This is a genomic window from Myxococcales bacterium, from assembly GCA_016712525.1.
In the GTDB taxonomy this organism is placed as follows: Bacteria; Myxococcota_A; Polyangia; order Polyangiales; family Polyangiaceae; genus JAAFHV01.
In genome coordinates, this window is sequence record JADJQX010000001.1 from 1,587,369 (window position 1) to 1,610,636 (window position 23,268).

At 70.2% G+C, this 23,268-nt stretch carries 20 protein-coding genes; 9 read left to right on the forward strand and 11 right to left on the reverse strand.

The window, feature by feature from the left end; translation table 11 throughout:
- Nucleotides 1–618: 618 nt before the first annotated feature.
- The 3 genes from IPK71_06820 to IPK71_06830 are packed head-to-tail and all read right to left on the reverse strand — an operon-like array spanning nucleotide 619 to nucleotide 3,220.
- Nucleotides 619–2,004 (reverse strand): DUF839 domain-containing protein, encoded by a 1,386-nt coding sequence (locus IPK71_06820; protein ID MBK8213452.1) that lies wholly within the window; start codon nucleotides 2,002–2,004, stop codon nucleotides 619–621.
- A gap of 27 nt (nucleotides 2,005–2,031) precedes the next feature.
- Entirely contained in the window at nucleotides 2,032–2,424 is a 393-nt protein-coding gene (locus tag IPK71_06825; protein MBK8213453.1) for a DUF333 domain-containing protein, read from the reverse strand.
- A gap of 13 nt (nucleotides 2,425–2,437) precedes the next feature.
- Complete coding sequence (locus IPK71_06830) at nucleotides 2,438–3,220, reverse strand: DUF333 domain-containing protein (protein MBK8213454.1); 783 nt, start codon at nucleotides 3,218–3,220, stop codon at nucleotides 2,438–2,440.
- Between the two features lie 210 nt (nucleotides 3,221–3,430).
- On the opposite strand from IPK71_06830, the gene IPK71_06835 reads away from it, so the two are divergent.
- A complete protein-coding gene (locus tag IPK71_06835; GenBank protein ID MBK8213455.1) occupies nucleotides 3,431–5,146 on the forward strand; it encodes a protein kinase in 1,716 nt (571 codons plus the stop codon).
- Nucleotides 5,147–5,174: 28 nt separating this feature from the next.
- Here IPK71_06835 and IPK71_06840 read toward each other — a convergent pair whose 3' ends face one another.
- Complete coding sequence (locus IPK71_06840) at nucleotides 5,175–6,011, reverse strand: sigma-70 family RNA polymerase sigma factor (protein ID MBK8213456.1); 837 nt, start codon at nucleotides 6,009–6,011, stop codon at nucleotides 5,175–5,177.
- Nucleotides 6,012–6,034: 23 nt separating this feature from the next.
- Here IPK71_06840 and IPK71_06845 point away from each other — a divergent pair, with 23 nt between their 5' ends.
- Nucleotides 6,035–8,773, forward strand: a complete 2,739-nt coding sequence (locus IPK71_06845; protein MBK8213457.1) for a serine/threonine protein kinase — start codon at nucleotides 6,035–6,037, stop codon at nucleotides 8,771–8,773.
- A gap of 223 nt (nucleotides 8,774–8,996) precedes the next feature.
- Nucleotides 8,997–9,845 carry a hypothetical protein gene (locus IPK71_06850; GenBank protein MBK8213458.1) on the forward strand — a complete coding sequence of 283 codons (849 nt, stop codon included), beginning with the start codon at nucleotides 8,997–8,999 and terminating at the stop codon, nucleotides 9,843–9,845.
- Nucleotides 9,846–9,855: 10 nt separating this feature from the next.
- On the opposite strand, the gene IPK71_06855 is transcribed toward IPK71_06850, so the two are convergent.
- Entirely contained in the window at nucleotides 9,856–10,263 is a 408-nt protein-coding gene (locus IPK71_06855) for an MAPEG family protein (GenBank protein ID MBK8213459.1), read from the reverse strand.
- A 26-nt stretch (nucleotides 10,264–10,289) separates the two neighbouring features.
- Nucleotides 10,290–10,970 (reverse strand): DJ-1/PfpI family protein, encoded by a 681-nt coding sequence (locus IPK71_06860; protein ID MBK8213460.1) that lies wholly within the window; start codon nucleotides 10,968–10,970, stop codon nucleotides 10,290–10,292.
- A 74-nt stretch (nucleotides 10,971–11,044) separates the two neighbouring features.
- Between IPK71_06860 and IPK71_06865 the strand changes: the two genes are divergently transcribed.
- A complete protein-coding gene (locus tag IPK71_06865; protein MBK8213461.1) occupies nucleotides 11,045–11,989 on the forward strand; it encodes a DJ-1/PfpI family protein in 945 nt (314 codons plus the stop codon).
- A 12-nt stretch (nucleotides 11,990–12,001) separates the two neighbouring features.
- Here IPK71_06865 and IPK71_06870 read toward each other — a convergent pair whose 3' ends face one another.
- Nucleotides 12,002–12,364, reverse strand: a complete 363-nt coding sequence (locus IPK71_06870) for an antibiotic biosynthesis monooxygenase (GenBank protein MBK8213462.1) — start codon at nucleotides 12,362–12,364, stop codon at nucleotides 12,002–12,004.
- A gap of 304 nt (nucleotides 12,365–12,668) precedes the next feature.
- Here IPK71_06870 and IPK71_06875 point away from each other — a divergent pair, with 304 nt between their 5' ends.
- From IPK71_06875 to IPK71_06885, 3 genes are all read left to right on the forward strand, one after another.
- A complete protein-coding gene (locus tag IPK71_06875; GenBank protein MBK8213463.1) occupies nucleotides 12,669–13,571 on the forward strand; it encodes a phosphatidylinositol transfer protein in 903 nt (300 codons plus the stop codon).
- A 73-nt stretch (nucleotides 13,572–13,644) separates the two neighbouring features.
- Complete coding sequence (locus IPK71_06880; protein MBK8213464.1) at nucleotides 13,645–14,238, forward strand: hypothetical protein; 594 nt, start codon at nucleotides 13,645–13,647, stop codon at nucleotides 14,236–14,238.
- Between the two features lie 76 nt (nucleotides 14,239–14,314).
- Nucleotides 14,315–15,268, forward strand: coding sequence for a hypothetical protein (locus tag IPK71_06885; GenBank protein ID MBK8213465.1), 954 nt, complete (start codon nucleotides 14,315–14,317; stop codon nucleotides 15,266–15,268).
- A 12-nt stretch (nucleotides 15,269–15,280) separates the two neighbouring features.
- Here IPK71_06885 and IPK71_06890 read toward each other — a convergent pair whose 3' ends face one another.
- The 4 genes from IPK71_06890 to IPK71_06905 form a co-directional block, all read right to left on the reverse strand.
- Nucleotides 15,281–16,693 carry a hypothetical protein gene (locus IPK71_06890; protein ID MBK8213466.1) on the reverse strand — a complete coding sequence of 471 codons (1,413 nt, stop codon included), beginning with the start codon at nucleotides 16,691–16,693 and terminating at the stop codon, nucleotides 15,281–15,283.
- Between the two features lie 201 nt (nucleotides 16,694–16,894).
- Nucleotides 16,895–18,643 (reverse strand): thiamine pyrophosphate-binding protein, encoded by a 1,749-nt coding sequence (locus tag IPK71_06895; GenBank protein ID MBK8213467.1) that lies wholly within the window; start codon nucleotides 18,641–18,643, stop codon nucleotides 16,895–16,897.
- Nucleotides 18,644–18,676: 33 nt separating this feature from the next.
- Nucleotides 18,677–20,161, reverse strand: a complete 1,485-nt coding sequence (locus IPK71_06900) for a glutamate--cysteine ligase (GenBank protein ID MBK8213468.1) — start codon at nucleotides 20,159–20,161, stop codon at nucleotides 18,677–18,679.
- Nucleotides 20,162–20,205: 44 nt separating this feature from the next.
- Nucleotides 20,206–21,384 (reverse strand): succinylglutamate desuccinylase/aspartoacylase family protein, encoded by a 1,179-nt coding sequence (locus IPK71_06905; protein MBK8213469.1) that lies wholly within the window; start codon nucleotides 21,382–21,384, stop codon nucleotides 20,206–20,208.
- A 119-nt stretch (nucleotides 21,385–21,503) separates the two neighbouring features.
- On the opposite strand from IPK71_06905, the gene IPK71_06910 reads away from it, so the two are divergent.
- Nucleotides 21,504–22,415 carry a hypothetical protein gene (locus tag IPK71_06910; protein MBK8213470.1) on the forward strand — a complete coding sequence of 304 codons (912 nt, stop codon included), beginning with the start codon at nucleotides 21,504–21,506 and terminating at the stop codon, nucleotides 22,413–22,415.
- 65 nt (nucleotides 22,416–22,480) lie between these two features.
- Complete coding sequence (locus IPK71_06915) at nucleotides 22,481–23,212, forward strand: hypothetical protein (GenBank protein MBK8213471.1); 732 nt, start codon at nucleotides 22,481–22,483, stop codon at nucleotides 23,210–23,212.
- The last annotated feature ends 56 nt before the right edge of the window (nucleotides 23,213–23,268 follow it).

Consider the following 23,268-nt stretch of genomic DNA (forward strand, 5'->3'; position numbering starts at 1 on the left):
TCGCGCCGCGCCCATGAAGCGCCCTCCAGGCTGTCGGGCTCTGCGCACCGGAAGGCCGACGTGGTGCTCGGGAACCCGCGCCCTTGCGGGGCCGTCACCAGCGTAGCGATTGCGGCATAAGTTGAACGGAAGTTTTTGTGTCACAATGGTGGGTGAGGAGCCAATTGCGCATGTCGAATACGACAGGTTCTGAATCGCGCCCCGCGCTGCGGCCCCCGAGCCCGGGTGACACCATGACGAGACATCTTCCCTTCGCGCTGTTCCTGAGTACGGGGCTGCTGCTCGTTTCGGCGTGCTCGAGCTCGCCATCGGGCGACGTGCCCGACGACGCGGGGGGCTCGTGCTCGAGCGTGCCTGCGCCTCGGTCCGGCCCTCGGCGGGTCGACGAGCTGCCGAGCGGAGCGTGCTCGGTGAAGGAATCGTGCGCGCTCGGTGCACATCGTACGTGTGCGTGCAGCGAGCTCGGTCCGTACGATGTCTACCAGTGCGAGTGCGATGGAGCCGTGTGGCGGTGCACCGTCACGTCACGGGCCGCCTCGGTCTGCTCTCCGTGCCCGGACGCCTCGACGTCGGACGCCGATCGCCCGGATTGAGCCGCGGGTCGCGCGGCCTTCGGGCTCATGCCTTTGGCCAAGGACCCGTGATCGCCACGGTCTCGTCGCGGTCGCCCTGGAGGTTCACGAAGAGCACGCTTCCGTCCGGCGAGAAACACGCGCCCGTGAGCTCGTCGCCGGGGGCCTCGCCCGGTCGTTCGGGGGTGTTCTTCGGGTTGCGCGCGAGGTCGAACACCGTGCCGTCGGGGCGGCGCGCACGAAGGTATTGGTGCGTGACCTCGGGGCTCGACGTGTAGTTGTCCTCGCAGAGGAGGACGTCGCCCCAGGGCGCGAGGCCGAGGTTGTCCGGCTGCGAGAGCACGCGCGGATCGGTCACTTCGTGGGCGAGCGCGAGGCGCGCGGCGAGCTTGCCGCGACCCGGGACGAGGCGGAACACCTGGCCGCGCTCGAGGTGCCCTCCTTGGGTTGCTGCGAGCCATAGGCTCGAGCCGTCCCACACGATGCCCTCGAGCCTGGAGAACGTCGTCGCCTCGGGGCATTGCTCGCGGCACGGGCGCGACTCGGCGAGGGGATCCGGGACGCGCACCCACTCGACCGCGACGCCCTCGGCCGTGCGGAGCGCGTAGCCCCGGGCGAGCTTGGCGGTCGATCGAAGATCGCGCACGACGAGCGCCTCGAGGACTCCCTCGTCGAGAGGTCGCGCGGGGTCTTCCGGCAAGAACCGGTAAAGGAGGCCCTGCTCGTGATCCTCGGTCATGTAGATGGCGCCGTCCGACGCACGCGCGACGGCTTCGCGCTTGAACCTGCCCCACGAAGGGAGCTTTCGCGCGCGTGCGCCCTCGGTCGCGGGCACATGGAAGGCGTAGCCGTGCCCGGGCCTGTCGGACTCTTCGCACGAGACCCACCCACCTGCGACCACACCACCGGAGCAGTTCGTGTCGGTGCCGAAGAGGGCCATGGTGGTGCCGAGCACGGGGCGCGCGGACGTGTCGCCTGCGAGCGAACGCCGGAGCGCCGAGGGATCGACGCGAACCCGGCTCACGCCCCCGCGCATCGCCGGGTCGACGAGCTTGTCTCCATCTCGCGGGGTGAGCACCTTCGGCCTCGGTGGCCCCGGGTGCGCGGGCCCGAGCTCGTGGTTGCGGAGGAGCACCCACTCGCCGCGATCGCCTTGAAAACAAGCCATTCCATCGAGGAAACCGGGAACGGGGCGGCCGTCGTCGAGGGTGTCCTTTCCGGCGGCTTGCACGATGACGGCCCGGAAGCCTCGCGGGAGGTCGAGCACCGGGCCAGGCTCGAGCGGGCCGAGCTCGGCGCGGGCCTTCTTCGTGGGGTGGCGCGCCGGTGGGGCCTTTGGGCGCGACGCGCACCCCGACACCACGACCCCGGTGAGGGCATGGGCGAGGAGCGCGCGGCGGGAGAGAGGGGCGGGCGAGCGTGGGTCGCTCATCGCGCCCATGCTACCGCGCCTCGTGCCCTACTCGCACTTGCCCGTTCGGAAGAACGAGTCCTCCGAGCACGTCTTGCCGTTCAATGTGCAGAGTGCATAGATGTACGTTCCCCCATTTCGGTCCTCGGTCCTCGTGGCGATCGTGCCGCCCTTGGACGCGCAGTACGAACGACCGTTCCCGCACTGGGCGCGGTAGAACGCCCACTGTTCGCAGCTCGCCCCGTCGGGGAAGACGCACGCCCCGGACGCGTCGACCTTGTACCCGAGCGCCCCGCAGTACTCCGACGCGGGGTTCGCCGGTCCGACGTTGCCGCGTTCGTCGTCGCTCGCGACGGGGCTCTTGCTCTCCGAGTCTCCTCCGCAGGCCGAAGCGAGGGCGCTCACGAGGAGCGCGACGGCCGTGATCCCGCGAACGTGCATGGTGCCCAAGAGTCTACTCGCACCGGCAGGTCGTGGCGAAGGTCTGCTCCTCGCACGAGGTGCCCGAGGGGAGCGTGCAGCGCGCGTACGACGCCGTAAAGCCGCCCCGGTCCTCCACGACGTTCGAGACCGTCCCGCCGCGTTTGGCGCAGAACGACTCGGCCTGACCGCACGTGCCGCGGAAGAACGCCCACTGCTCGCAGCGCGCGCCGCTCGGGAAGACGCAGTCCGAGTCGCGCGTCTCGTAGCCCATCGCGGCGCAGTAGACGGACGCAGGGTTCGCACCCGAGGGAGCCCCGCCGGCCCCTGGCGATGCGAGCGGTGTGCAAGCGGGCGCCGGCGGGGGCGGAGGCGGTGCGGGATCGGCGCACGTGCAGGTGCGGGCGAAGGTCGCTTCGTCGCACGAGGCTCCCGATGGGAGGGTGCAACGCGCATACGACGCCGTCCATCCGCCCTTGTCCTCGACGACGTTCTTCACTGTGCCGCCGTTCCGCGCGCAGAACGATCGTGTCTGGCCGCACTCTCCGCGGAAGAACGCCCACTCTTCGCACCGGGCGCCGTCGTCGAGGATGCACGTGGAGCCATCGAGGCGATAGCCCATCGACGCGCAGTAGACCGACGCCGGGTTCGCGCCCGACGGAGCTCCGCTCGACGGGCTCGCGGGGAGCGCCGTACACCCGGAGACGGGGCCTTGCGTGACGGGTTGGCCCGACGAGCCCGAGGGCGCGATCTCTGCGGCGCAGCCCACGAGCCCCACGACGATCGACACGATGCCCACGGCCGAGATCTTCTTCATGACGGATACTCCAAGTTGAGGTCGTGAAGCGCCTCGCGTGCGCCTCGCTCCCCTGACACGCGGCCTCGTCCTCCGTCCCACGCCGCGGTGTCGAAAAAAACGGAGTCACTCGTAAGTGCTTGAAAGTGCGTCGATTTCTTGGCGAAGAAAAAGAGCGCCGACCACGGCGCGCGCCCTTCGCGTACGTTGAAGGGTGACCCTTCGCCTCGCATGACGAGCCTCAAGGACAAATTCATCCCCGGAGCCAAGGTCGGCGCGTACGAGCTCGTGCGTCGCCTCGGCGCCGGAGGCATGGGCACCGTGTTCGAGGCGCGTGGGCCTTCGGGGCGGGTGGCCGTGAAGGTGCTCACCGCCTACCCGGTCGAGAGCGGTCGTGATCCGCGGTTCCAGCGCGAGGCCGAGGCGCTCCGGCTCTTGTCGCATCCGGGCATCGTGCCGGTGCTCGACGCAGGCACCGATCGCGCGACGGGCACACCGTACTTGGTCATGGAGCTACTCGAGGGAGACGACCTCGACTCGATGCTGCTTCGTACGGGGCGCTTTTCTCCCGAGATCGTGATCGCCATCGGGCTCGAGATCGGGGCGGCTCTGGAGCACGCGCACCTCCACGCGTTCGTGCACCGCGACATCAAGCCCGCGAACGTCTATTTGCCTCGTGACCTCGCGCGGGGGCGGGCCATCTTGTGCGACTTCGGGCTCTCGAAGCGCACCGATCTCGCGGCCTCACTCACCGAGACGGGGGCGCTGCTCGGCACGCCGCACTACATGTCGCCGGAGCAGTTCCTCGACGCGAAGCGGGTCGACGCGAAGAGCGACGTGTTCGGGCTCTCGATGACGCTGCTCCACGCCCTCGTGGGCATCCACCCGTACGAGCACCTCACCGATCCGAGCCAGCTCATGCTCCAGCTCTGCACGAAGCCCGTGCCCGACGCGAGAGAGCTGCTCCCCTCGGTGCCTCCTGCCCTCGCCGAGGCGCTCGCTCGGGGGCTCGTGACCGACCCGCGCCGGCGCGCTTCGGTCGCCGAGCTCGTCGCGGCGCTCGAGGTCGCGCGGGCCGACGCGGGTGAGCCCGTGCGCTCGAGGACGAAGCCTCCCTCCACGGTGGCCGGTCCGTCGCGGCGAGGCTCGGTCGCGCGCGCTCCCAAGGCCCCCAAGACGCTCGAGCTCGAACAAGGCACCTACCGTGTGCTCACACGCGACGCGTCGACGGGGCTTTCGTTCGAGGGCCTCGACGTCGACGGGCGTGTCGTGCAAATCGTGAAAATTCCAGGCATTTTTCGCACCGACGAGGGGCGTGCCGCGTTCTCCGAGGAGGTCGCGGCGCTCTGCTCGGTGCTCAGCGAGAGCCTCGTGGCGGTGCTCGATCACGGCGCCGTGGGAGACGACTCGTGGCTCGTGACCGAGCCTCGTGACGGCCAAGACCTTCAGTCGTTCGTCGACGAGGCGGGGCCCTGGAGCTACGCCCCGGCGCTCCGTGCGTTCAGCCGCGCGGCGCGTGGTCTCTCGGCGCTCGCCGAAGCCGGTGTGGTCCACGGGAGCCTCCGACCCGAGGCGTTCCACGTGAGGGCGGGCGCGCGTGGGACGAAGCTGCTCGTCTTGCACGACCTCGGGGTCGGGCGGAGGCTCGCGTCGTTCACGACCAAGTCCGGAGCTTCGTCTCCACCGGGGCGTCGGTCCGCCGACATCCGGACCGACGTCGTCGGTGTGCTCGCGACGCTCTCGTACGCGCTCACGGGTCGTCTGCCGTTCGCGGGGCGATCGAAGGGCAGCATTCGCGCCGACGCGCTCGCCAAGGTCGGCGGCGGCGCCAAAGAGAAGGCCGCCCTCGAGGCCCTCCTCCAGCGCGCGATGACCGGGAAAATCCCCTCGCTCGTGGCCCTCGCGACCGAGCTTCGCCTTCTCGGCGGCGAGGGAACGGCGTACTGAGCCTGGCTCGAGCCGACGGTGCGCCGAGTCACTCGAGCAGTCGCGACAGGGTCACGTCGAGGCGGCTCTGGGCGAGCCGAAGGACGCTCGCGATCGACGAGGGAGAGAGACGCTTCTCGTCGCGGAGGAGAGACTCGGTGGCCTCGAGCACGGCCGTGCGTGCCTCGGCCACGCGCCGCGCGATCGTGGATCGAGGGGTTTTGTAGAGCACCGAGAGCTGATCCATGGTGAGCCCCTCGATGTAGTGGAGGCGCAAGATCGTGCGCCCGTTCGCGTCGAGGCCGGCGAGCACACGACGGAACGCGTCTTGGAAGAGCGCTTGAGTGTGCTCTTTGACGTAAGCGAGCTCGGGATCGCCCGAGAAGGTCGCGTCGTCGCCGAGGCTCTCGGTCTTCGGGCCCGAGGCGCGGACGTGGTTCAGGGCCGTACGCGACGCCACCACGCGGAGCCACCCTCCGAGCGGGCCTTTCCCCGAGTACTCGAGGATCTTGGGCGATTTCCCCTCGGCGCCGAGGACGAGGGCCTCGCGCACTTTCTGGACGATCTCGTCGACCGTGTGTTTTCCGGCGCGCACCCTCACGACGTAGTCGGGGACGTGGGAGAGGTAGCGCTCTTCGAAGATCGAGAGGGCGGCGCGATCGTGGGACGCGACGGCGAACGCGAGGAAGAGATCGGCCACGTGCACGGTCGCGAGCGCGGCTAGGGAGCCCACGTGACGCGCGAGGTGTGCCACGAACGCCTCGGTCGGGACCGCCAGGTCGGGCCACGCACGACGGGCCTCGGTCTCGAGGCGCAGGAGCTCGTGCTCGGGCGCATCGAACGACGCGACGGCGCGAAAAACTGCGGCGAGCGTTGCCTCTCCCACACCGGTAACTATAGTGCGATGGCGTGGATTGTCCGTCCGAAACACGCCTCCAGGCCTTCGTCGAAGGGGCGCTGGGCGAGGCGGAGGTCGCGGATCTCACGGTCCACCTCGACGCATGTGACGAGTGCCGAGCGCTCGTGGGGCTCTCTCTCCCCGTGCCCCTCGACGACGGCGAGGCCTCGGGAAAAGTAGGCCGCTACGTGCTTCGTCGTGCGCTCGGCCAGGGGGCCATGGGCGTCGTCTACGAGGCCGTCGATCCCGACCTTCAGCGCGTCGTCGCGCTCAAGGTGCTCCACTCCCGCGAAGAGCGCGAGCAAGAGAGGCTGCTCGCGGAGGCGAGGGCGATGGCGCTCTTGTCCCACCCGAACGTCGTCACGGTGTACGACGTGGGCCGCACGGGGGGCCGTGCCTTCGTCGTGATGGAGCTCGTCGAAGGTCTCTCGCTGCGTGCGTACCTCGCCCAAGAGGAGCGCCCGCTCGCCACGATCGTCGCGCGCTTCGCCGAGGCCGGTGAGGGGCTCCTGGCGGCGCACCGCGCGGGGCTCGTTCATCGCGATTTCAAGCCCGAGAACGTGCTCGTCGCGGCCGATGGGCACGCCGTGGTGGGTGACTTCGGCCTCGCCACGTCCGCCGCGACCGAAGCTCGTGAGGTGGCCGGCTCGAGGGCGTTCATGGCGCCCGAGCAGCGCGCCGGGGGTGTGATCGACGCGCGCGCGGATCAGTATGCCTTCGGGGTCGCGCTCCGTGAGGCGCTCGGCTCTCGCGCCGACGTGCCGCGCTCGCTCGCGCGTGTGATCGAGCGTGCAACCGCGGAGCAACCGGAGGCGCGCTACCCGTCGATGGCCGAGCTCCTCCGCGATCTCTCGGGTGGGCAAGCGCCCCGCGGCCCGGGCCGCCTCGTGTGGGCCGTCGCTCTCGGTCTTGCCGCGCTCGTGGGCGTGGGCGTCGCGGCGGTGAGCTACGGGAAGCGTGGGCCCGAGGCCGAAGCCTGCCGTGTGCTCGGTGCGGAGATGGACGCCGCATGGAGCGCCGAAGCCGCGAAGCGCGTGCACGAGGCCTACGTCGCGACGCAGAGCCCGCTCGGTGAGCCTACGTGGTCGCGCACGTCGTCAGTCCTCGAGGCGTACGGCACGGCGTGGAGGGCCTCGCACGGGCGGGTGTGCGAGCGCCGAGGTGACGCGCAATTTTTGGGTAAAATCGCGTGTTTACGCGCGAGGGTGGAGGTCGTGCGGGCGGTTTCGGCGCGCCTCGAACGGGCCGACGCGGCGATGCTCGAGCAGGTCCCGTCGATGCTCCGCCTCCTCGAGGGCACGGAGCCCTGCGAGGACGGGCGCGCGATCGCCGACGGGCCGCCGGAGCCTCCTCGCGAGAGGTCGGTCGCGGTCGGAGCGGCGCGCGCCAAGATCGCGGTGGCCGCGGCGACGATCGCCGCGGGAAAATACAAGGACGGCCTCACGATCGCCGAGGGGGCCACCGCCGAGGCCGACGCGACGGCGTATCTCCCTGCCGTGGCCGACGCGTACCTTTGGCTCGGGAACGCCCACGGGAGGCTCGGGCACGTGGCCGAAGCCGAGCGCGCGTTCGAGCGAGCGGCCTCTTCGGCGAGCGCCGGGCGTTCGTTGCCCACGGCGGTGCGGGCCTGGATCGGGCTCATGCACTTCGTGGGGTACGAAGGCAAACGGTACGACGATGGCGCCCGCTACGCCGAGTACGCGCGCGTGGCGCTCGAGGGGCTCCCCTCGGCCTACGACCTCGAGCTCGAACGCCTCACGTGGTCGCGTGCCATGCTGCTCGATCGCAAACGGTACGACGAGGCGCTCTCGATCTCACAGAAGGAGCTCGCGCTCGCGGAGCTTCGGTTCGGGGTGTCGCATCGGTCCACGGCCGCGGCGCTCGACGGGCTCTCGGGGGTGCTCTCCGGGCAGTGCAAGGCGCGCTCTGCCGAGGTGCCCCAGGCGCGGGCCTGCGCGATCCTCGAGAAGGAGCACGGCTCGCCCCACCCTCAGCTCGCGCTCTGCATGGGAAATCACGCGGCGCTGCTCGCCCAGCGCGGCGACCACGAAGAGAGCCTCGCCATGAAGCGGAGGGTGCTCGCCATGTTCGAGGTCCTCCCGGGGCACCCGAACCACGTCGCCATGACGCGGCGAAACGTGGTCCGATCGTTGCTCGAGCTCGGTCGGCTGGACGAGGCCGCGCGCGAGCTCGAGGTGGCGGCGCAGAGCTCTACCCCGTCGGACGAGGTCGCGATCGTGGGCCTCCGAGGAGACCTCGCTCGCCGCCGTGGCGAGCCTTCTTCGGCCGTGACGGAGCACGCTCGGGTGGTCGAGCGCACGAACGGGCTCGAGCCATCACGTCGCATCGAACCGCGGCTCTCGTTGGCCATTTCCGAGCTCGAGGGCAAAAGATTCACCGACGCCGCGACCCACGCGGAGCACGCCCTCGCCGACGCGCGCGCGGCCTACGGAGACACCTCGTGCCGCACGGCCGAACCTTCTCGTGTGTTGGCCGACGCGCTGATCGACTCGGGTCGAGGCCCCGCGGCGCTCGCGCACGCGGAGCACGCCCTCGCGACGTTCGACGCGGTCGAGCCCGATCCGTTGGCCACGGCGCGCGCCAAGCTGGCGGTCGCGCGTGCGCTCGGAGACGCCGAACGTGCCCGCGCGCTTCGCCTGGCGCGTGAGGCCCGCGAGGTCGCCGAGAAGGCGGGACGCGACCCGTCCCTCGTGGCGCGTGCGGACGCGTGGCTCGCGAAGAATCCGTAGGCTCTCTGCGAGAGGACGTGAAATCAGGTTCGCTCGTGGGGGGCAAGCTCGCCTGCTACCTTCCGAGGGCGGAGCTTCGATGAGGTCGACGATGCGAACGTGGTCTGCCGTAGCAGTCTCGTGCGGGCTTTTGTCCGTGTCGAGGGCAGCGTTCGCAGACGTGCCTTCCGTCCCGATGCGAGACGCCCCACCCGCGTCGCCCTCGAGCACGCTCCCTGCGTGTGTGAACGTGGAGGTCGGTGGGATCCCGGCTCGCCTCGACTTCACGCACAAAATCGCGCCGGCCGAGCCGACCGCCGAGTACCGGTCGTACCAAGGGGCCACGGCCTTTACCGAGCTCGGGTTTCGGCCGCCGCGCTCTCCGTGGACGGGGATGCACGTCGAGCGAAAGTTCACCTTCGAAGGCGCGACGTGGTGGCGATTCGGGTACTGGGCACCGGGGGAGTCCGCGCCGCCTCTCATGACCCTCGTGAGCCAGCACGCGACCGAGCTCGGCTTCTCTCCCGGGGAGAAGGCCACTCTCGTGGGCGATCGTGTCTACAAGACCTACGCGAACGGGGCCATCTCGGTTGGCTACCTACGTGGCGTCGAGGCCAACACGCCCGATGGCTGCCCTGCGAACCTGAGCTGTGGTTCGATGAAGCTCCACCACGGGACCGGCTTCTACAGCGCGTTGCCGGGGCCCGGCGATGGGCTCGGCGACCCACCGCGCCTAGGGGGTCGCGAGGCGCTCGCCATCGTGCACGACATCAACCCGTACCTCGCGTTCCTTCCGATCGACGATACCGGGCCACCTCGCGCTGCGCGCCTTGTCGTCGTGAGCACGAGGGTCCTCGCCTCGGCCCTCGCGTGGGAGGTGCGCTACACCTACCTGTGTGGTGAGGACAAGGAATGGAAGCGCCCGAAGGTCCGGCGCATGCGGGCCTACGCGTACGTCGACGCCGGTCCGGAGCTGTCGTCTACGGGCAAGACCCGCGTCGCCTCGGCGGTTCGAGCGAATTCCCCGAATAACGAGCTCGGGAGGGGATCGCGACATGTCCTCCAAGGTCGAGGGCTCGTGAATGTTCCATAGGTACGGACACTTACGCGAGCACGAGCCGCGCGATGCACACGGCCAAGCCCCCGAGCTGCAGCGCGAAGAACACGAACCGGATCGTGACGGCGCGCGGGCTCGTCGAGGCGAGGTGCATCGACGACTGCGCGACCCTCGCCGCGACGACCCACGGCGCGATCGGATCGACCGCCGCCGCGTGCCCCGAGAGGCGCGCGGCGATCACGATGACCGCGAAGACCGGGAGGTTCTCGACGCAGTTCGCGTGCGCCCGGCAGAGCCTCCCCGAGAACGGCGAGACGTCGTCCCCCGTGACCGAGAAGGCGTTGGCCGCGCGCTTGCCCCTGAGGGTGAGCGAAGCGCGCAGGCACGCGATCGCGACCACGAGGGCGAAGGTCCAGGAGGCATAGGCGACGAGCGCGAGGTCCGATGCGTGCATGATGCAAGTTCCAGGGGGCTCGTGGCTCAGCGTAGCGCCGCGGCGGCCTCGGCGACGCGCACGCCTCGCTCGGCGAGCTGGGCCTCGAGGGCGGCGCGCGCGGCGGCGACCAGGGGCTCGGGGGCGCGCCTCGGGTGACCGCACCCGAAAGGGGGCTCGGGGTCGTACTCGAGCGCGAGCTCGATCGTGCGCGCCGCGTCGGGTGAGGCGGCCTCGGCGACGATGCGGAGCGCGATGTCGATCCCGGCGGTCACGCCACCCCCGGTGATGCGATCGCGATCGACGACGACGCGTGCCTCGCGCGGCGTGGCTCCGAAGGCCTCGAGGAAGGGCATGAACGCCCAGTGGGTCGCGGCCTCGTACCCGCGCAAGAGGCCCGCGGCGCCGAGCACCAGCGCGCCCGTGCACACGGCCGTCACGTAGCGCGCGGTCGCCGCCTTTTCGCGCAAGAAGCCCAAGACCTCCGCGTCGGCCATGAGCGGCACCTGCCCCGCGCCCCCGGGGACGAGCAGCACGTCGAGCGGGGGGCAGTCGGCGAACGTCGTGGTGGGGAGCAACCCGAGGCCCGAGTCGGCGTGCACGGGGTCGAGCGTCTTCCAGAGCACGTGCACCTTCGCGCCGGGGACGCGGTGCACGACCTCGAACGGCCCCGTGAGATCGAGCTGCGTGACACCTGGGAACACCAAGAGACCGAACGTGAGCGACATGAGCACCTCCTTCGGGCTCGAAGGTGCCGCGGTTCTGTGTGGCAGAAATGTCAAAGATGGTTCAATTTCTGCCAATGCGGATCGTCCTCGCCACGTTCGCCGGCGCGCAGACCCTGGACCTCGCGGGGCCGGCCGAGGTCTTCGCGAACGCCGCGCGCGACGTGCCGGGTGCCTACGAGGTGGTCGTCGCGTCGACTTCGGGCGAGCCGCTCGTGACCACCGCGGGCTTCCGGGTCGAGACGCGCAAGCTCGCGGACGTGGCCCTCGGGCCGGGGGACACGGGGATCGTCGTGGGAGGCGAAGAAGCGGCCTTGCTCTCGGCCGTCGCGGACCGCGAGCTACGCGCGTGGGTGCGCCGCGTCGCCGCGTGTGGGCGTGTGGCGTCGGTGTGCTCGGGGGCGTTCGTGCTCGCGGCCGCGGGGGTGCTCGATGGTCTCCGCGTGGCCACGCATTGGCAGGCGTGCGACGCGCTCGCGGCCCTCTTTCCAAAGGTTTCGGTCGATCGTGACGCGATCTACGTGCGGGAGCGGAACGTGTGGACGTCGGCCGGGGTCACGTGCGGCATCGACATGGCCCTCGCGATGGTCGAGTGCGATCTCGGGAGGCGTGTCGCCGACGCGGTCGCCTCGCGGCTCGTGCTCTACGCGCGCCGGCCCGGTTACCAATCGCAGTTCTCGGACGCGCTGGTCGCTCAGGCGAGCGCCTCGGATCCGCTCGCCCCGGCGATCGCGTGGGCGCGGAGCCACCTCCGGGAGGTCACGGTCGAAAAGCTCGCGAGGCGCGCCGGGCTCTCCGTCCGCACGCTGCACCGTCGTTGCCTCGAGCTCACCTCCGCCACTCCCGCGAAGCTCGTGGAGCGCCTGCGTGTCGAGCGTGGCAAGGACCTCTTGGCCCGAGGAAAGAGCGTAAAGACCATGGCGACGAGCGTGGGGTTCGAGAGCCCCGCCCGCGCACGACGGGCGTTCGAGCGGGTCTTGGGGCTCTCGCCTCGGGAAGCGGCGCTCCTGTTCGGGCGCTGATCGTCCTGGCTCTCAGCCGCGCGAGAACCCCGAGACCTTGGTGAGGAACGTGGCCGAGATCGACGCGAGGAGACCCTTGGCGGCGTCGTTCGGGGAGCCGAGGGTGAGGATCTCGGTGGCTGGCGCGAGCTCAAGGAGGGGGCCAAGAGCAGGCCCCGTGCGCTTGAAGTGCGCGAGGAAGTCCTCCGAGGAGCGGTAGCGCTCGATGAGGATCGCCGCCTTCCCCTCGGCGTCGACGTAGGTCGTGTACGCGACGGTCTGCGGCTCTTCGGCCTCCACCGCGGCGGCGATCTCTTGCACCTTGGCGCGGAACGCCTCGAGCTTGCCGGGTTTGATCGAGAAACGGACCACGAGATCGATGGACGTGTCGGACATCTGTGATGCTCCTTGTGCATTCCCCCACGGCCTCCCCATGGCGGAGCGCGAAGAGCATACGGCACCGGCGCAAAATGTCAGTCGTGAATCTTTCACGGGCCTCGAAAAGTCGTGCGTCGCGTCAAGTGACGGCCTCCCGACCCTCGCGATTGACGCGGTGTGTACGGGCAGAGAGAGTGGGGCGAGGAGCATGGCGCATGAGGAAGGGTGGTCTGGGCTCGGCGGGAGGGTGCTTTCGCTCGTCCTCGTTTCGCTCGCAGCCAGCGGGTGCGCGGCGAGCGCGCCGTCGCGATCGGAGGCGCCCGTGACACGTGGATTTCGCAACCCGCGCTCGTCCCACGTCGCCGCGTCGAGCCCGAACCACCGCGCGCGCGACCGCATCGTCGCCGTGGGGGAGCCCCAGTGGATCGTCGGGAAGCTCGCCTACGGCACGCTCGATCGTGACCTCGTCGGCGAGGAGGTGGAGGTCGCCGCGCGGCCCGAGGGCGCCCGAGAGTTTTCGGTCTTGGGCGTCGCGATCACCACGGACGACGGCGAGCACGCCGAGGTCGACGGCGCACACGACAGCGGTGGGCGTGTCTACTTTCGCGTGCCCGAAGGCAAGACGCTCGGGCTCGGACGCCACGAGGTGCGCCTGCGTGTGCTCGGAGACGGGACGGAGGCCTCGCTCGTCGTGCACGTCGTGCCTCGCGGGACGAAGCTCGTCGTGAGCGACGTCGACGGGACGCTCACCACCGCCGAGGCGATCGAGGTCGCGGCGTTCTTGCGGGGCGTCACGTCGCCCGTGCGCGTCGACGCGGCGCGCGCGTTGGGCCTGCTCGCCGAGCGCGGATACGTGCCCGTCTACCTGACCGCGCGGCCCGAGTGGCTCGTCGATCGCACCCGTACGTTCCTCTCCGAGCATGGGTTCCCGAAGGGCATCGTGCGCACGAAAGACGACAAATCAGGCTCGATCGGGCCCTCGGCGGCGGAGTTCAAGAAGCGCGAGCTCGAGCTCTTGCGCGCCGGCGGGCTCGAGATCGCCTTCGGTTTCGGCAACCGCTCGACCGACGTCGACGCGTACGCGGCGTACGTCACAGAGCCCACGCACCGCTACTTCGTCGGCCTGACCGACGATCCCCCCGGCGCGCTCCGCGGCGGCCGCGGCTTCGCGTCCTACACCGACGTGCTCCCCGACCTCGCCCGTGTCCCTGCGGCCTCGCGCTGAACGCGTTGAGAAGAGAGGGGCGGACGCCCGAGCCGATGGCGATCCGTGGCGGCCCACGGTACTTTTTGAGATCATGAGACGTTCTTTCGCGATCGTGGTGGTTTCGTGTGGGCTCGTCGCGTGCTCCGACTCGAGCGTCGGCGACGACGCGTCGGTCGACGGGGGCAGCTCGGTCGACGGTGGAGGCAGCTCGTCCGAGGGTGGAGGCTCGTCCGACGACGGCGGCGTTCGGGACGCGCAAGCGCAGGACGGCTCGGCACCGCCGGGCGACGGGGGAGGGCGTTGCGGGGATCTCGGCTCCCCGCAGGCCATGTTCGCGAGCCTCGCGGGGGGCATCGACGCCACGATCGCCGCCTCGGGAGGGTCGATGGCGTCCCTCTTCGGTGGGACGTACCGCATCTTCGTCGTCGGGGCCTCGGCTGGGGTCTTGATCGAGCAGATCACCCCGACGCGGTCGGCTCCGTACCAGGGATTCGCGTGGGGGTACGGCGCTCCGCCCGACAGCTTCAAGGTCGAGGCGAACGAGGTGAACGTGATGTTCGAACGCGCGCCTGGCACCCGCGCCATCTTCCAGTGCGAGCTCTCGACCGGGGCCGTCACCTTGGCCGTCTCCGACAAGACCACCCCGACGAGCTTCGTGCGGCTCACCGGGAAGACTGGTAAGTAGTCGTATTTAATAGAAAAACGCCTGCTCGTGGCCTTCTTGTGGGCGCGCGGCCGAAGGCGCTCTACCCTCGTCCCTCGTGTACCGATCCGTCGATCCTCGTGCGCGTTGCCAAGAGGCCCATCAACGCGCCGTCGCAGCCCACGCCGCGCTCCTCGCCACACGTGGTCACGTCTTCTCGCTGGCCTCGCGGGCGCTCTCTGCGGGCGACGAGATGCCGATGGTGCCGGAGTACGCGCCGCTCGAGCCGTTCCCCGCCGGCGTGCCCGACGCCATGCTCGAGAGCTACACGAAGCGCTTCGAGGATCTCGCGGACTACTTCACGAACGAGCATGCGCGCCTCTCGGCGTTCGTCGAGAAGACCCGGACCGGGCTCCAGGAGTCCCAGTCCCCGCTGCCGCTCGCGCCCGGCCCTCGCGCCGTGCCGTTCTCGTACCTGCTCGCCGAGACGATGCGCGGGTACTGGGTCGTGCTCCGTTGGGCGCTCTTTCCGCCGATCACGATGGTGTTCGCCATGGGCTTCGGGGGAGCGTCGGTCGTGCATCCGCTCGTCCCGCTCCTGCCTCTCTTGCCGCTCGGGCTCTACGCGGCCGTGCGCGCCAAGCGGCGCATCGCGGTCCTTCGAAACGGCGAGGTGGTCGAGATCCTGTCGCGCACCGTGAAGTACGGCGGAGGGCGCATGACGAACTGGCCCATGACGTTCGCGCGGGGCTGGAAGACCGAGGTGCGCACGTACACGGGGACCGGGCAGGAGACCCACTTCCAGTTTCGTACCTCGCGGGGTGCGTTCGGGCAGGTCTCGGTGTCGGGCGTCGAGTACGACGGGGTCATCGTGGCCGATCCGCAGCGCCCGGAGCTCGTGTTCGGCGTGATCGACTTCGGCAGCATGCCGCGACCGAACGCGCAGGGGCAGTGGGATCCTTCCCTGCCCCTACGTGTGTGGGTCGCGACCTTGCTCGCGCTCGCCATCGTGACGGCCTGGGTGGGCGTCGCCGTGGCCATGACGCTACACGCGGTTCATCTCGTCGACTGAGCCGCCCGGTCGTCAGCGGACGCAGGTGCTCGTCGCGTTGTTGAGCCGGAGCCCGGGGTTGCACACGCGATTGCCGCTCGCGTCGGTGCAGTAGGTCTGGCCCTCACCGCCACACACCTTGCACGTCCCCACGTTCGAGTCGAGGCGGTGCCCGTCGGCGCAGAAGCGGTTCCCCGAGGCGTTCACGCAGTAGGTTTGGCCGTCTTTTCCGCAGGCCTTGCAGGTCCAGTCGTTCGAGTCGAGGCGGTGGCCGGCGTCGCACGTGCGGTTGCCGAGCGTGTTCACGCAGTAGGTCTCGCCTTGGCCGCCGCAGGGCTTGCAGATCCAGTCGTTCTGGTCGAGGCGGTGGCCTTCGGTGCAGGAGCGGTTGCCCTGGGCGTTCGTGCAATAGGTCTGGCCGGCCGAGCCACAGGCCTTGCAGGTCCAGTCGTTCTGGTCGAGGCGGTGGCCGTCGGCGCAGGCGCGGTTGCCCTGCGCGTTGGTGCAATACGTTTGTTTGTCACCGCCGCACGCGACGCACTTGCCTGCGTCGAGCCGGTGCGAAGGTGCGCACGCGCCGCCCTGGCAAGGGGCTTGGCCTTGGGTGCCGCACGTCGGGGCGGGGGCCGCGGTGCTGCCTGCGGCCGGGGGCACGCCGGGCCTGTCGTTGGTGACCTTGGTGAGGGCCTCGCCGTTCCACGCGTAGGTGCCGGGGCCGGGGATTTTTGCGGCCTTCCCGTGCACGTTCACGTCGATCCCGCCTTGGGCGGGGGCGATCATGAAGAGCTCCTTCGAGCCCCCTTGCAACTCCACGAACGGCGAGAGCGCGAGCTCCTCGGGATCGGTCTCGGGGATGTTGAAGTTCGAGCCGACGCGGAAACCCGGCGTGGGCACGGTGTAACGCGCCGTGACGATGAGCCGCTGCCCTTGAGGCGATTGGATTTCGAGAGGCCAGAGCGTGAGCGGCACCTTCACGCCGAGCTTCTGGGTGGGCGTCGCGCTCGTGAGGCGCTCGATGCGCGCCTCGTGCTTGAGCGTGAAGCCGTCGCCGATCTCGCCCGTGCGCGCGAACATGATCCGTGAGCGCACGACGAGGGGGAAATCGTCGTTCCGAATGCGGCCGAGGCTCTTCTCGCCTTCGGTGAAGATGCCCGAGATGACGTCGTTCCTGGCCGTGCTCGCCTCGACGATGTATCGCGCCGGGACGAGCGGGTATTTGTCGGGCCGGGTGGCCGCGCACTTCACCTCGTGCGACTGGAAGAACGGATCGGCCTCGGTGCTCGGGACGATCCAACACTGGAGGAGCTCCGCCGGGCCGATGGGGTCCGTGCTGATGAGATCGTCCTCGGAGGTGTCGGAGCCGTCGGTGATGTCCGCGGAGCACGCCACGACGGGCAGCGCGAGGACGAGGGTAGCGACGAGACCGAACGCGCGGAGAGCTCTCATGACGGATCCTCTTTCGAATGGCGTAAGGGAAGGCATCTCAGCGTACGTCAGGACCGCGAGGGGAAGGGCTCCATGTCGCGCGGGGACGCCGAAGGGACGCTCCCTTGGTTTGGGCCGAAGCGAGGGATCCGTCACGCCTCGCCGCGCTTTTTTCGACGGGAGCTCACAAGTGCGAAAATCCAATCGAAAACGAAGGGTTAGCTACACGGAGATCGCGCCCTTGCGGAAGTCGGAGCGCGTCAACTGCACGTTGACGCACACGGGGCGGCCCGAGCGGGCGATGGCCTTGGCTTCGTCGAGCACGGCGTCGATGCGGGTCTCGTCGTCGAGGAGGAGGCCCACGCCGCCGTACCCTGCGGCGACCTCGTGGTAGGCGGTGCGGCGCAGCGTGGTGCCGACGTCGTCGCCGAGGAAGGCCTCTTGGTCGCGGGCGATCTGGCCCCAGGCTCCGTCGGTGCCGACGACCGCGATGGGGGCCATGCCATGGCGGACGAACGTGTCGACCTCGGAGAGGCTGTAGGCCGACGAGCCGTCCCCGTAGATGATCCATACCTCGGCGCCCTTGCGGCAAGCGGCCGCGCCCGCGGCGAAGCCACCGCCCACGCCGAGGGTGCCGAACACCCCAGGATCGAGCCACGAGAGCGGGGAGCGAGGCCGGAGGATGTACGCCGCCGTGCCCACGAAGTCGCCGCCGTCGGCCACGAGGATGGCGTCGTCGTCGAGCTTCTCGTCGAGCTTTCGAAGGAACCGGACCGGGTTCACCGTGCGCGGCTCGGTCGAGGGCGTGGCTTGGGCTTCGATCTCACGATCGCGCTCGTTCTCCCGGGTGCGGAGCGTCTCGAGCCAGGCGTCGCTCGCGCCCGCCGAGCCTCCGAGCGCGTCGGCGAGCTCGACGAGGAGCTCCCCGGGGTGCATGCGCAGCGCGATGTCGGGCACGCGGTTTTGGCGGAGGGCGCGCGCGTCGAGGTTGGCCGCGATGATCTTGGTCCCTCGGCCGAACGCTTGGCCGTACTTCAGGCGAAAGTCGAACGGGAAGCCCGCGACCACCACCACGTCGGCCTCGCGGAGGGCCTTGCCGCGCTCGTGCCGGAACTGCGTGGGACAGCTCTTTCCGAGCAGACCGCGCGCCATACCGCCCAAGTAGGTGGGTACGCCGAGCTTTTTCACCGCGCGGGCGATCCGCTCGGGGCTCGCGCAGTTCACGAGGGATTGGCTGCCGAGGAGGAGCACGGGGCGTTTCGCGCCGCGGAGGGCCTCGATCGCGTCGCGGATGCGGGCGCCCAAGCCGGGCCGAGGGAGGCCCCCTTGGGTGATCGACGCGGGCAGGTCGAAGGCGACGTGGGGTTGATGGAACTGCCGCGCGAGGTGGCCCTTGAGGTAGGTGCGCAAGAGGTCACCGAGCGGCCCCTTCATGGTGGCCTCTTTGAGGTACCAGTCGCGCACGAGCTCCTTCGGGTAGAGGAGATCGATGGGGATCTCGACGAACACCGGGCCGGGCACGCCCGACATGGCCACGTCGATCGCGCGCTCGATCGTGGGCCCTAGGGCCTTCACGGTGGTGACTCGCGTCGCCCATTTGGTGATGGGTCCGAGGATCGAGAGTTGGTCGATGTCTTGGAGGGAGCCGCGCCCGCGCAATACGGTGGCCGTCGCGCCGCCGAGCACGAGCACCGGAGACTCTGCCATTTGGGCGTTTTTTACGGCCGTGATGGTGTTCGTGACCCCGGGCCCCGCCGTGACCGCGGCCACGCCGACGTTGCCCGTGAGGCGCGCCGTCGCGTCGGCCGCGAAGACCGCGTTGACCTCTTCGCGCATGTCGACCACGTGGAGACCTCGCCGCTTGGCGCCGACGAGGATGGGCGAGATGTGCCCTCCGCAGAGCGTGTAGAGGTGACGCACGCCTCGACGGGCGAGCACCTCCGCGACCATGTCCCCTCCGTGCTCGCTCATGTCGACGTGCCTTTCTGCAAGTGGCTCTCGGTGTCAGCTCTCGGGCCACGTGTGGACGGGCGCGCCCGACTCGGAGAGATCGGCGTACCTCGCGAGCACCTCGGCCGCGGCCCGAAAGGGCGGATTTCCTCGGGCGAGAGAGGCCTCGAACGTGCGCCGCTGCCAGCGCGCGCCCGAGGTGCGCGCCGCGATGCGGTGGGCCACGACGGCGAGGTGCTGATCGGCTTCGTCGGGGTCGACGCCCGCCGAGACGAGCCCATGGCGCGCGAGCGGGACGAGGTGCGCGGCGAGGCCGAGGGCCGGTGAGAGCCGCGGCGTCGACCCGCCGGTGGGCCACACGAGCTCGGCGTCGATGCCGTGGCGTGCCGCCGCGTAGAAGTTGCGGCGGGCGTGCCCGAAGGTGACGCGCGTGACGAGCGTGTCGGCGTCATCCCGGAGGGCGAGCGTGAGGCCCACGAGGAACGCGGCGTTCGCGGCCATGTCGCTCACGGTCGGTCCGGCCGGGAGGGCGCGCAGCTCCACGCGAAAGTGGCCGCCGCCCGCGTCGTCGTAGATGGCGCGGTTCCAGCGCCACACCGTGCCGTGGTGCAAGCGGAGCTCGGCGAGCTTCGGGGTCATGCCGAGCCGCACCACCGCGAGCGGATCTTCGTCCGAGCACACGGGGAGGAGCGGCTCGTGGAGATGGACCGACTCCTCGAAGAGCTCGAGCGCGCTGCGCCTCACCCAGCCGTGACCGAACGACACACGCGAGAGCCTCACGTCGTCGCCCTCGCCGGCTTCGCGATCGTCGACCGACTGACGGAAGAGCGCGATGCGGGTCTCGTCCCATAGGCGCCGGCCCAGGAAGAGCGGCGAGTTGCCCGACACGGCGAGCACGAGCCCCGTGGCGAGCTGGGCCGCGTTGTAGGTGCGCGCGTACTGGCCGGGCGCCACGCGGAGGTGCACCTGGAACGACGTGTTCGCCCCCTCGTAGGTCACGTCGTCGGCGGAGAGCGAGAGCTCGTCGATGCCCCGAATGCATAGGGGAAACGAAGACTTGCGGAGGTGTAGCAGACCCGACGACAAGGCCTTGTAGCGCCGCCCGTCCGTGAGGGCGTCGGGGCCGAGGTCCTCTTCGTGGAGCGTGGGCAAGATGCCGATCGGCACGACGCGCACGCGGTGCTTCGCGGCCGCTTCGCGTGCGCTCGCGAGGGCCTCGGAGAGGTCTTGCGCGGTGCGAGAGAAGGGCGCTCCGGCGAGCGGGAACGGCCTCGCGTTGATCTCGAGGTTGAACTTGTCGACCTCGAGGGTGAGGCGGTCGTCGAGCGTGTCGGCCAAGACCGCGCGGTTCACGTTCGCAGGGCGCAGGTCGTCTCCGACGAGGTTCAGCTCGAGCTCGGCGCCGATCGATGCTTCGCCCTCGCCGAACCCGGGCCGCTCCGAGACCTCGCGCAGCGCCGCGAGGCATGCCCGCAGCTTGGCCGAGAACACCTCACGGTCGCCGTCGTCGAACTGCTCTTTGTGGATCTCGAGCCCCATGCGCGCGCCCCCATCCGTTCGAGAAATTGCGAATCGTTTCGCGACTATCGGGCCCTGCGCGAGAACGCGAGGCGCGCGTCGGTGTCGCGGGAACGGCGGTAGCCCACGAGGTGCATGAGCTCGACGAGGTACGTGCGCGCGACCTTCGGGTCGACGCGGAGCTCGGTGGCCGAACCGTTCACGCGCTCCACGCCGGGGAGCCGTGAGACGAGCGCGTCGGCGCGCAGCCGCTGGAGCGCCTCGGAGACGCCGAGCCAGAACGGAGCCACCTCGCGGGCGATGAAGTAGCCGTCTTCGCCTTGGCCCTGGTAGCGCGGCATCAACATGAGACCGCCGGTGGGGGCGACGATGGGCCCGCCACGATCGTGCGCCACGAGGGTGCCGGCGTCGAGTGGCTGGAAGCTCGCGAAACCGGGGAGCATCGCGAAGCCGTCGCCGGGGCGCACCACGTGGCGATGTCGGATCTCGACCACGCGGGGTCTGCCGTCGGACGAGCGCTCGAGGAGCGCCTGACGCCGCTCGAGCGAGGGGGCGTCGTGCGCGTCGATGGAGCCCATGGCCACGAGCGCGAGCCACACGGCGGCCTCGTGTCGGTCCACGGTCTCGGGGTCGTCGTGCTGCCCCGCCTCGATGGAGATCGCGGTGTGGCCGCGGTCGGCGTAGTAGCCGAGCATCGCGCCGTCGATGACCTCTTCGAGGCCGAGGATCGCGGTCATCGGGAGGGCGAGGGCGAGCTCGCGGTTCTTCAGCGTGTCTCCGAAGCACACGAACGGCGAGCTTTTTCCCGAGGTCGTGTGAAGGTCGAGCAGCGTGAGAGGACCCTGGCGCTCGAGCGCCGTGAGGGCGTCGAAGAGCTCGCGCTGCTCGCGATCCTCGTTCGTGAGCGCCGTGAGCTCGGCCTCGGCGAGGCGCGCGAGGTGGGCGGGGTACCATTGGCGGTTGAGGTCGCGATCGACGAATCGGGCGCCGCGGCGGAGGGCGGTGCGGTTCCCCGAGAGGCCCACCACGCGGCCCTTGAGGCTCGCGACGCGCGCCTCGAGCTCGCGCATCACGTTCTGAATGGCGAGGGCTCCGGCAGGCTCGTTGCCATGGAGGCCCCCGGTGAGGACGAGGGTAGGCCCCGGCTCGTGGCCAGCGACGGTGCCGAGATGACGCGGCAGGTCGATCGCCGAAGGGAGCGCGCCGCGCACGGCTTGCGTGCTCTCTGCAACCATCGCGGTCATGGGCTGCGTCTCGGTCGAAAACGGGCGTGATCCGAGGTCATGCTCGCCGCGAAGCATCACGCGTGCCAGAGACGGGCGTGGAATTCGTCCGCGTCGGTCGGGCGTTCCCTCGGCATTCCATGCGCGCCCGCTCCGCCTTCGTGCTCGCCCTCGTGCTCGTTCTGTCGTCATGTGCGGCGCCCCCGGATCCTTCGGCTCCGGCCTCTCCGCAACCTCTCCCGCCGAGCCTCGTGCCGGCCGCTTCGGTCGTGAGCGACGCAGCCGTGAACGACGTGGCCCCGATCGCGGCCGACGCGGCCTCCGACGCGGCCGACGCCGGAGCCAAGAGGGCCTCGGGAGCGCCCCGGGTCCGCGCGACGAAGTGGGTCTGCGAGGATCAAGAGTGCGAGGCCATGCCCACGATCGCCTACGACTACCTGCCGGCGGTCACCGAGGCTGGGGATCTCGTCGCGTTCGTCGAGGAGCGGGACGGTTGGGGCCACACGGCCAAGATCGGCGTGCACCTCGTGTCCGGCGGTCGCGAGACCGCGTACCTGCCGACCGTCACGCGGGAGCCGACGTCGACGTTTGCAGAGTACAGCAAAAGGGCTTCGGCGCATCAGGCGGTGATCTCCGCGGCGAACGCCGAGCTCGCGAAGCACACGCTCCGCCCGCTCTTTCCGCTCACGGAGGCCGGGGAAGAGGTCTTCGCGAACGGGACGTGGACGAAGCCCGCCGCGGGCGTCACGGGGAGGTCGCGGCGGGTGTACACGTACGCGAACGTGCGGGTCCTCGTGACGGAGCCCACGGACGACGACGGGCTCGCCAAGACGCGCTTCGCTTCGATCGCGGTGCTCGTCGACGGCAAAGAGGTCGTGCGGAAGACCGGCGCCGAGCTCCCCGATAGCGCGGGGTGCAGCGCGCGCCGGATGCAGCTCGACGGCGTCCGCGTCGAGTCCAGGGCGCTCGCCCTCACGTACACGAACGGCACGACGAGCCACGCGTGCGACGGCAAGCCCGAGCCGCAGGTGCACCACGTGATCCGGTGGTAGGGCGTTCGCGTGTGCCCGAACGTCACGCGGAGCCTACGGGGCGCGGAACGAGGTACGCTCGGCGCATGGTGAGGCGCTGCGCGCTCGTGCTCGCGTTCGGATGGGTCGCCCTCGGGGCGTGCCGTGGGGTCGACGCGCCCGCTCCCGCCGCCGAGCCGAGCACGGAGGCCGGAAAACCCGCGGTCGCGGAGCGAGTGGCCTGGAACGGTGAAGGGCCGCTCGAGGTCGTCCTCACGGACTTTCACTTCGAGCTCGGCGGCACGCAGGTCGTCGCGATCGGAGACGATGGTCGTGTGCGCGACTACTTCGTGCGGAGCGAGCTCGTCGAGGTGAGGTCGTTCTGCGCCGACGCCGGCCCGGGGTGGAGCGGCGCGTGTGCCGACCTCGTCAAGCGCGGTGAGACCCGCGTCGGTACGATGACTTGGTTCGTCGCCGAGTACACGCTCGACGCCGCGGCCCTCGGAGAGCTCCGCGCCAAGGTCGTCGCGGCCAAGCTCGAGACGCTCCGGGATCGTTACGCGGAGGCGAACCTCCACGACGGCACGACCCGCACGTACCGCATCACGACCCGCGCGGGGGTGCGGCGCATCTCCACGTACTCGGCGCGAGAGCCCGTCGATCCTGTGGGCCTCCGCGAGATCGCGGCCTTCGTGCGGAGGCAGCAGGACGGTCACGCCGCCGATCGCGCCCGAGCCCGAGCCGCGACCGCCGCCGACCGCGCGGCCTTCGACGCCATCGCCGAGGGTCGCGCCCCGACGGGCGCCGCCCCGTCCCCGACGACCCCGGGCAGCCCGTAACGCATGTAAGAGGTGCGGCCAGTCCGAGTTGCGGCGCTTCGTGCGCCATGGGCGCC

Coding starts and splice junctions, on each gene's coding strand:
- IPK71_06820 (MBK8213452.1), bottom strand. CDS start 2,004: ATGAGCGACCCACGCTCGCCCGCCCCTCTCTCCCGCCGCGCGCTCCTC.
- IPK71_06825 (MBK8213453.1), bottom strand. CDS start 2,424: ATGCACGTTCGCGGGATCACGGCCGTCGCGCTCCTCGTGAGCGCCCTC.
- IPK71_06830 (MBK8213454.1), bottom strand. CDS start 3,220: ATGAAGAAGATCTCGGCCGTGGGCATCGTGTCGATCGTCGTGGGGCTC.
- IPK71_06835 (MBK8213455.1), top strand. CDS start 3,431: ATGACGAGCCTCAAGGACAAATTCATCCCCGGAGCCAAGGTCGGCGCG.
- IPK71_06855 (MBK8213459.1), bottom strand. CDS start 10,263: ATGCACGCATCGGACCTCGCGCTCGTCGCCTATGCCTCCTGGACCTTC.
- IPK71_06860 (MBK8213460.1), bottom strand. CDS start 10,970: ATGTCGCTCACGTTCGGTCTCTTGGTGTTCCCAGGTGTCACGCAGCTC.
- IPK71_06865 (MBK8213461.1), top strand. CDS start 11,045: ATGCGGATCGTCCTCGCCACGTTCGCCGGCGCGCAGACCCTGGACCTC.
- IPK71_06870 (MBK8213462.1), bottom strand. CDS start 12,364: ATGTCCGACACGTCCATCGATCTCGTGGTCCGTTTCTCGATCAAACCC.
- IPK71_06880 (MBK8213464.1), top strand. CDS start 13,645: ATGAGACGTTCTTTCGCGATCGTGGTGGTTTCGTGTGGGCTCGTCGCG.
- IPK71_06890 (MBK8213466.1), bottom strand. CDS start 16,693: ATGAGAGCTCTCCGCGCGTTCGGTCTCGTCGCTACCCTCGTCCTCGCG.
- IPK71_06895 (MBK8213467.1), bottom strand. CDS start 18,643: ATGAGCGAGCACGGAGGGGACATGGTCGCGGAGGTGCTCGCCCGTCGA.
- IPK71_06900 (MBK8213468.1), bottom strand. CDS start 20,161: ATGGGGCTCGAGATCCACAAAGAGCAGTTCGACGACGGCGACCGTGAG.
- IPK71_06905 (MBK8213469.1), bottom strand. CDS start 21,384: ATGACCGCGATGGTTGCAGAGAGCACGCAAGCCGTGCGCGGCGCGCTC.
- IPK71_06910 (MBK8213470.1), top strand. CDS start 21,504: ATGCGCGCCCGCTCCGCCTTCGTGCTCGCCCTCGTGCTCGTTCTGTCG.
- IPK71_06915 (MBK8213471.1), top strand. CDS start 22,481: ATGGTGAGGCGCTGCGCGCTCGTGCTCGCGTTCGGATGGGTCGCCCTC.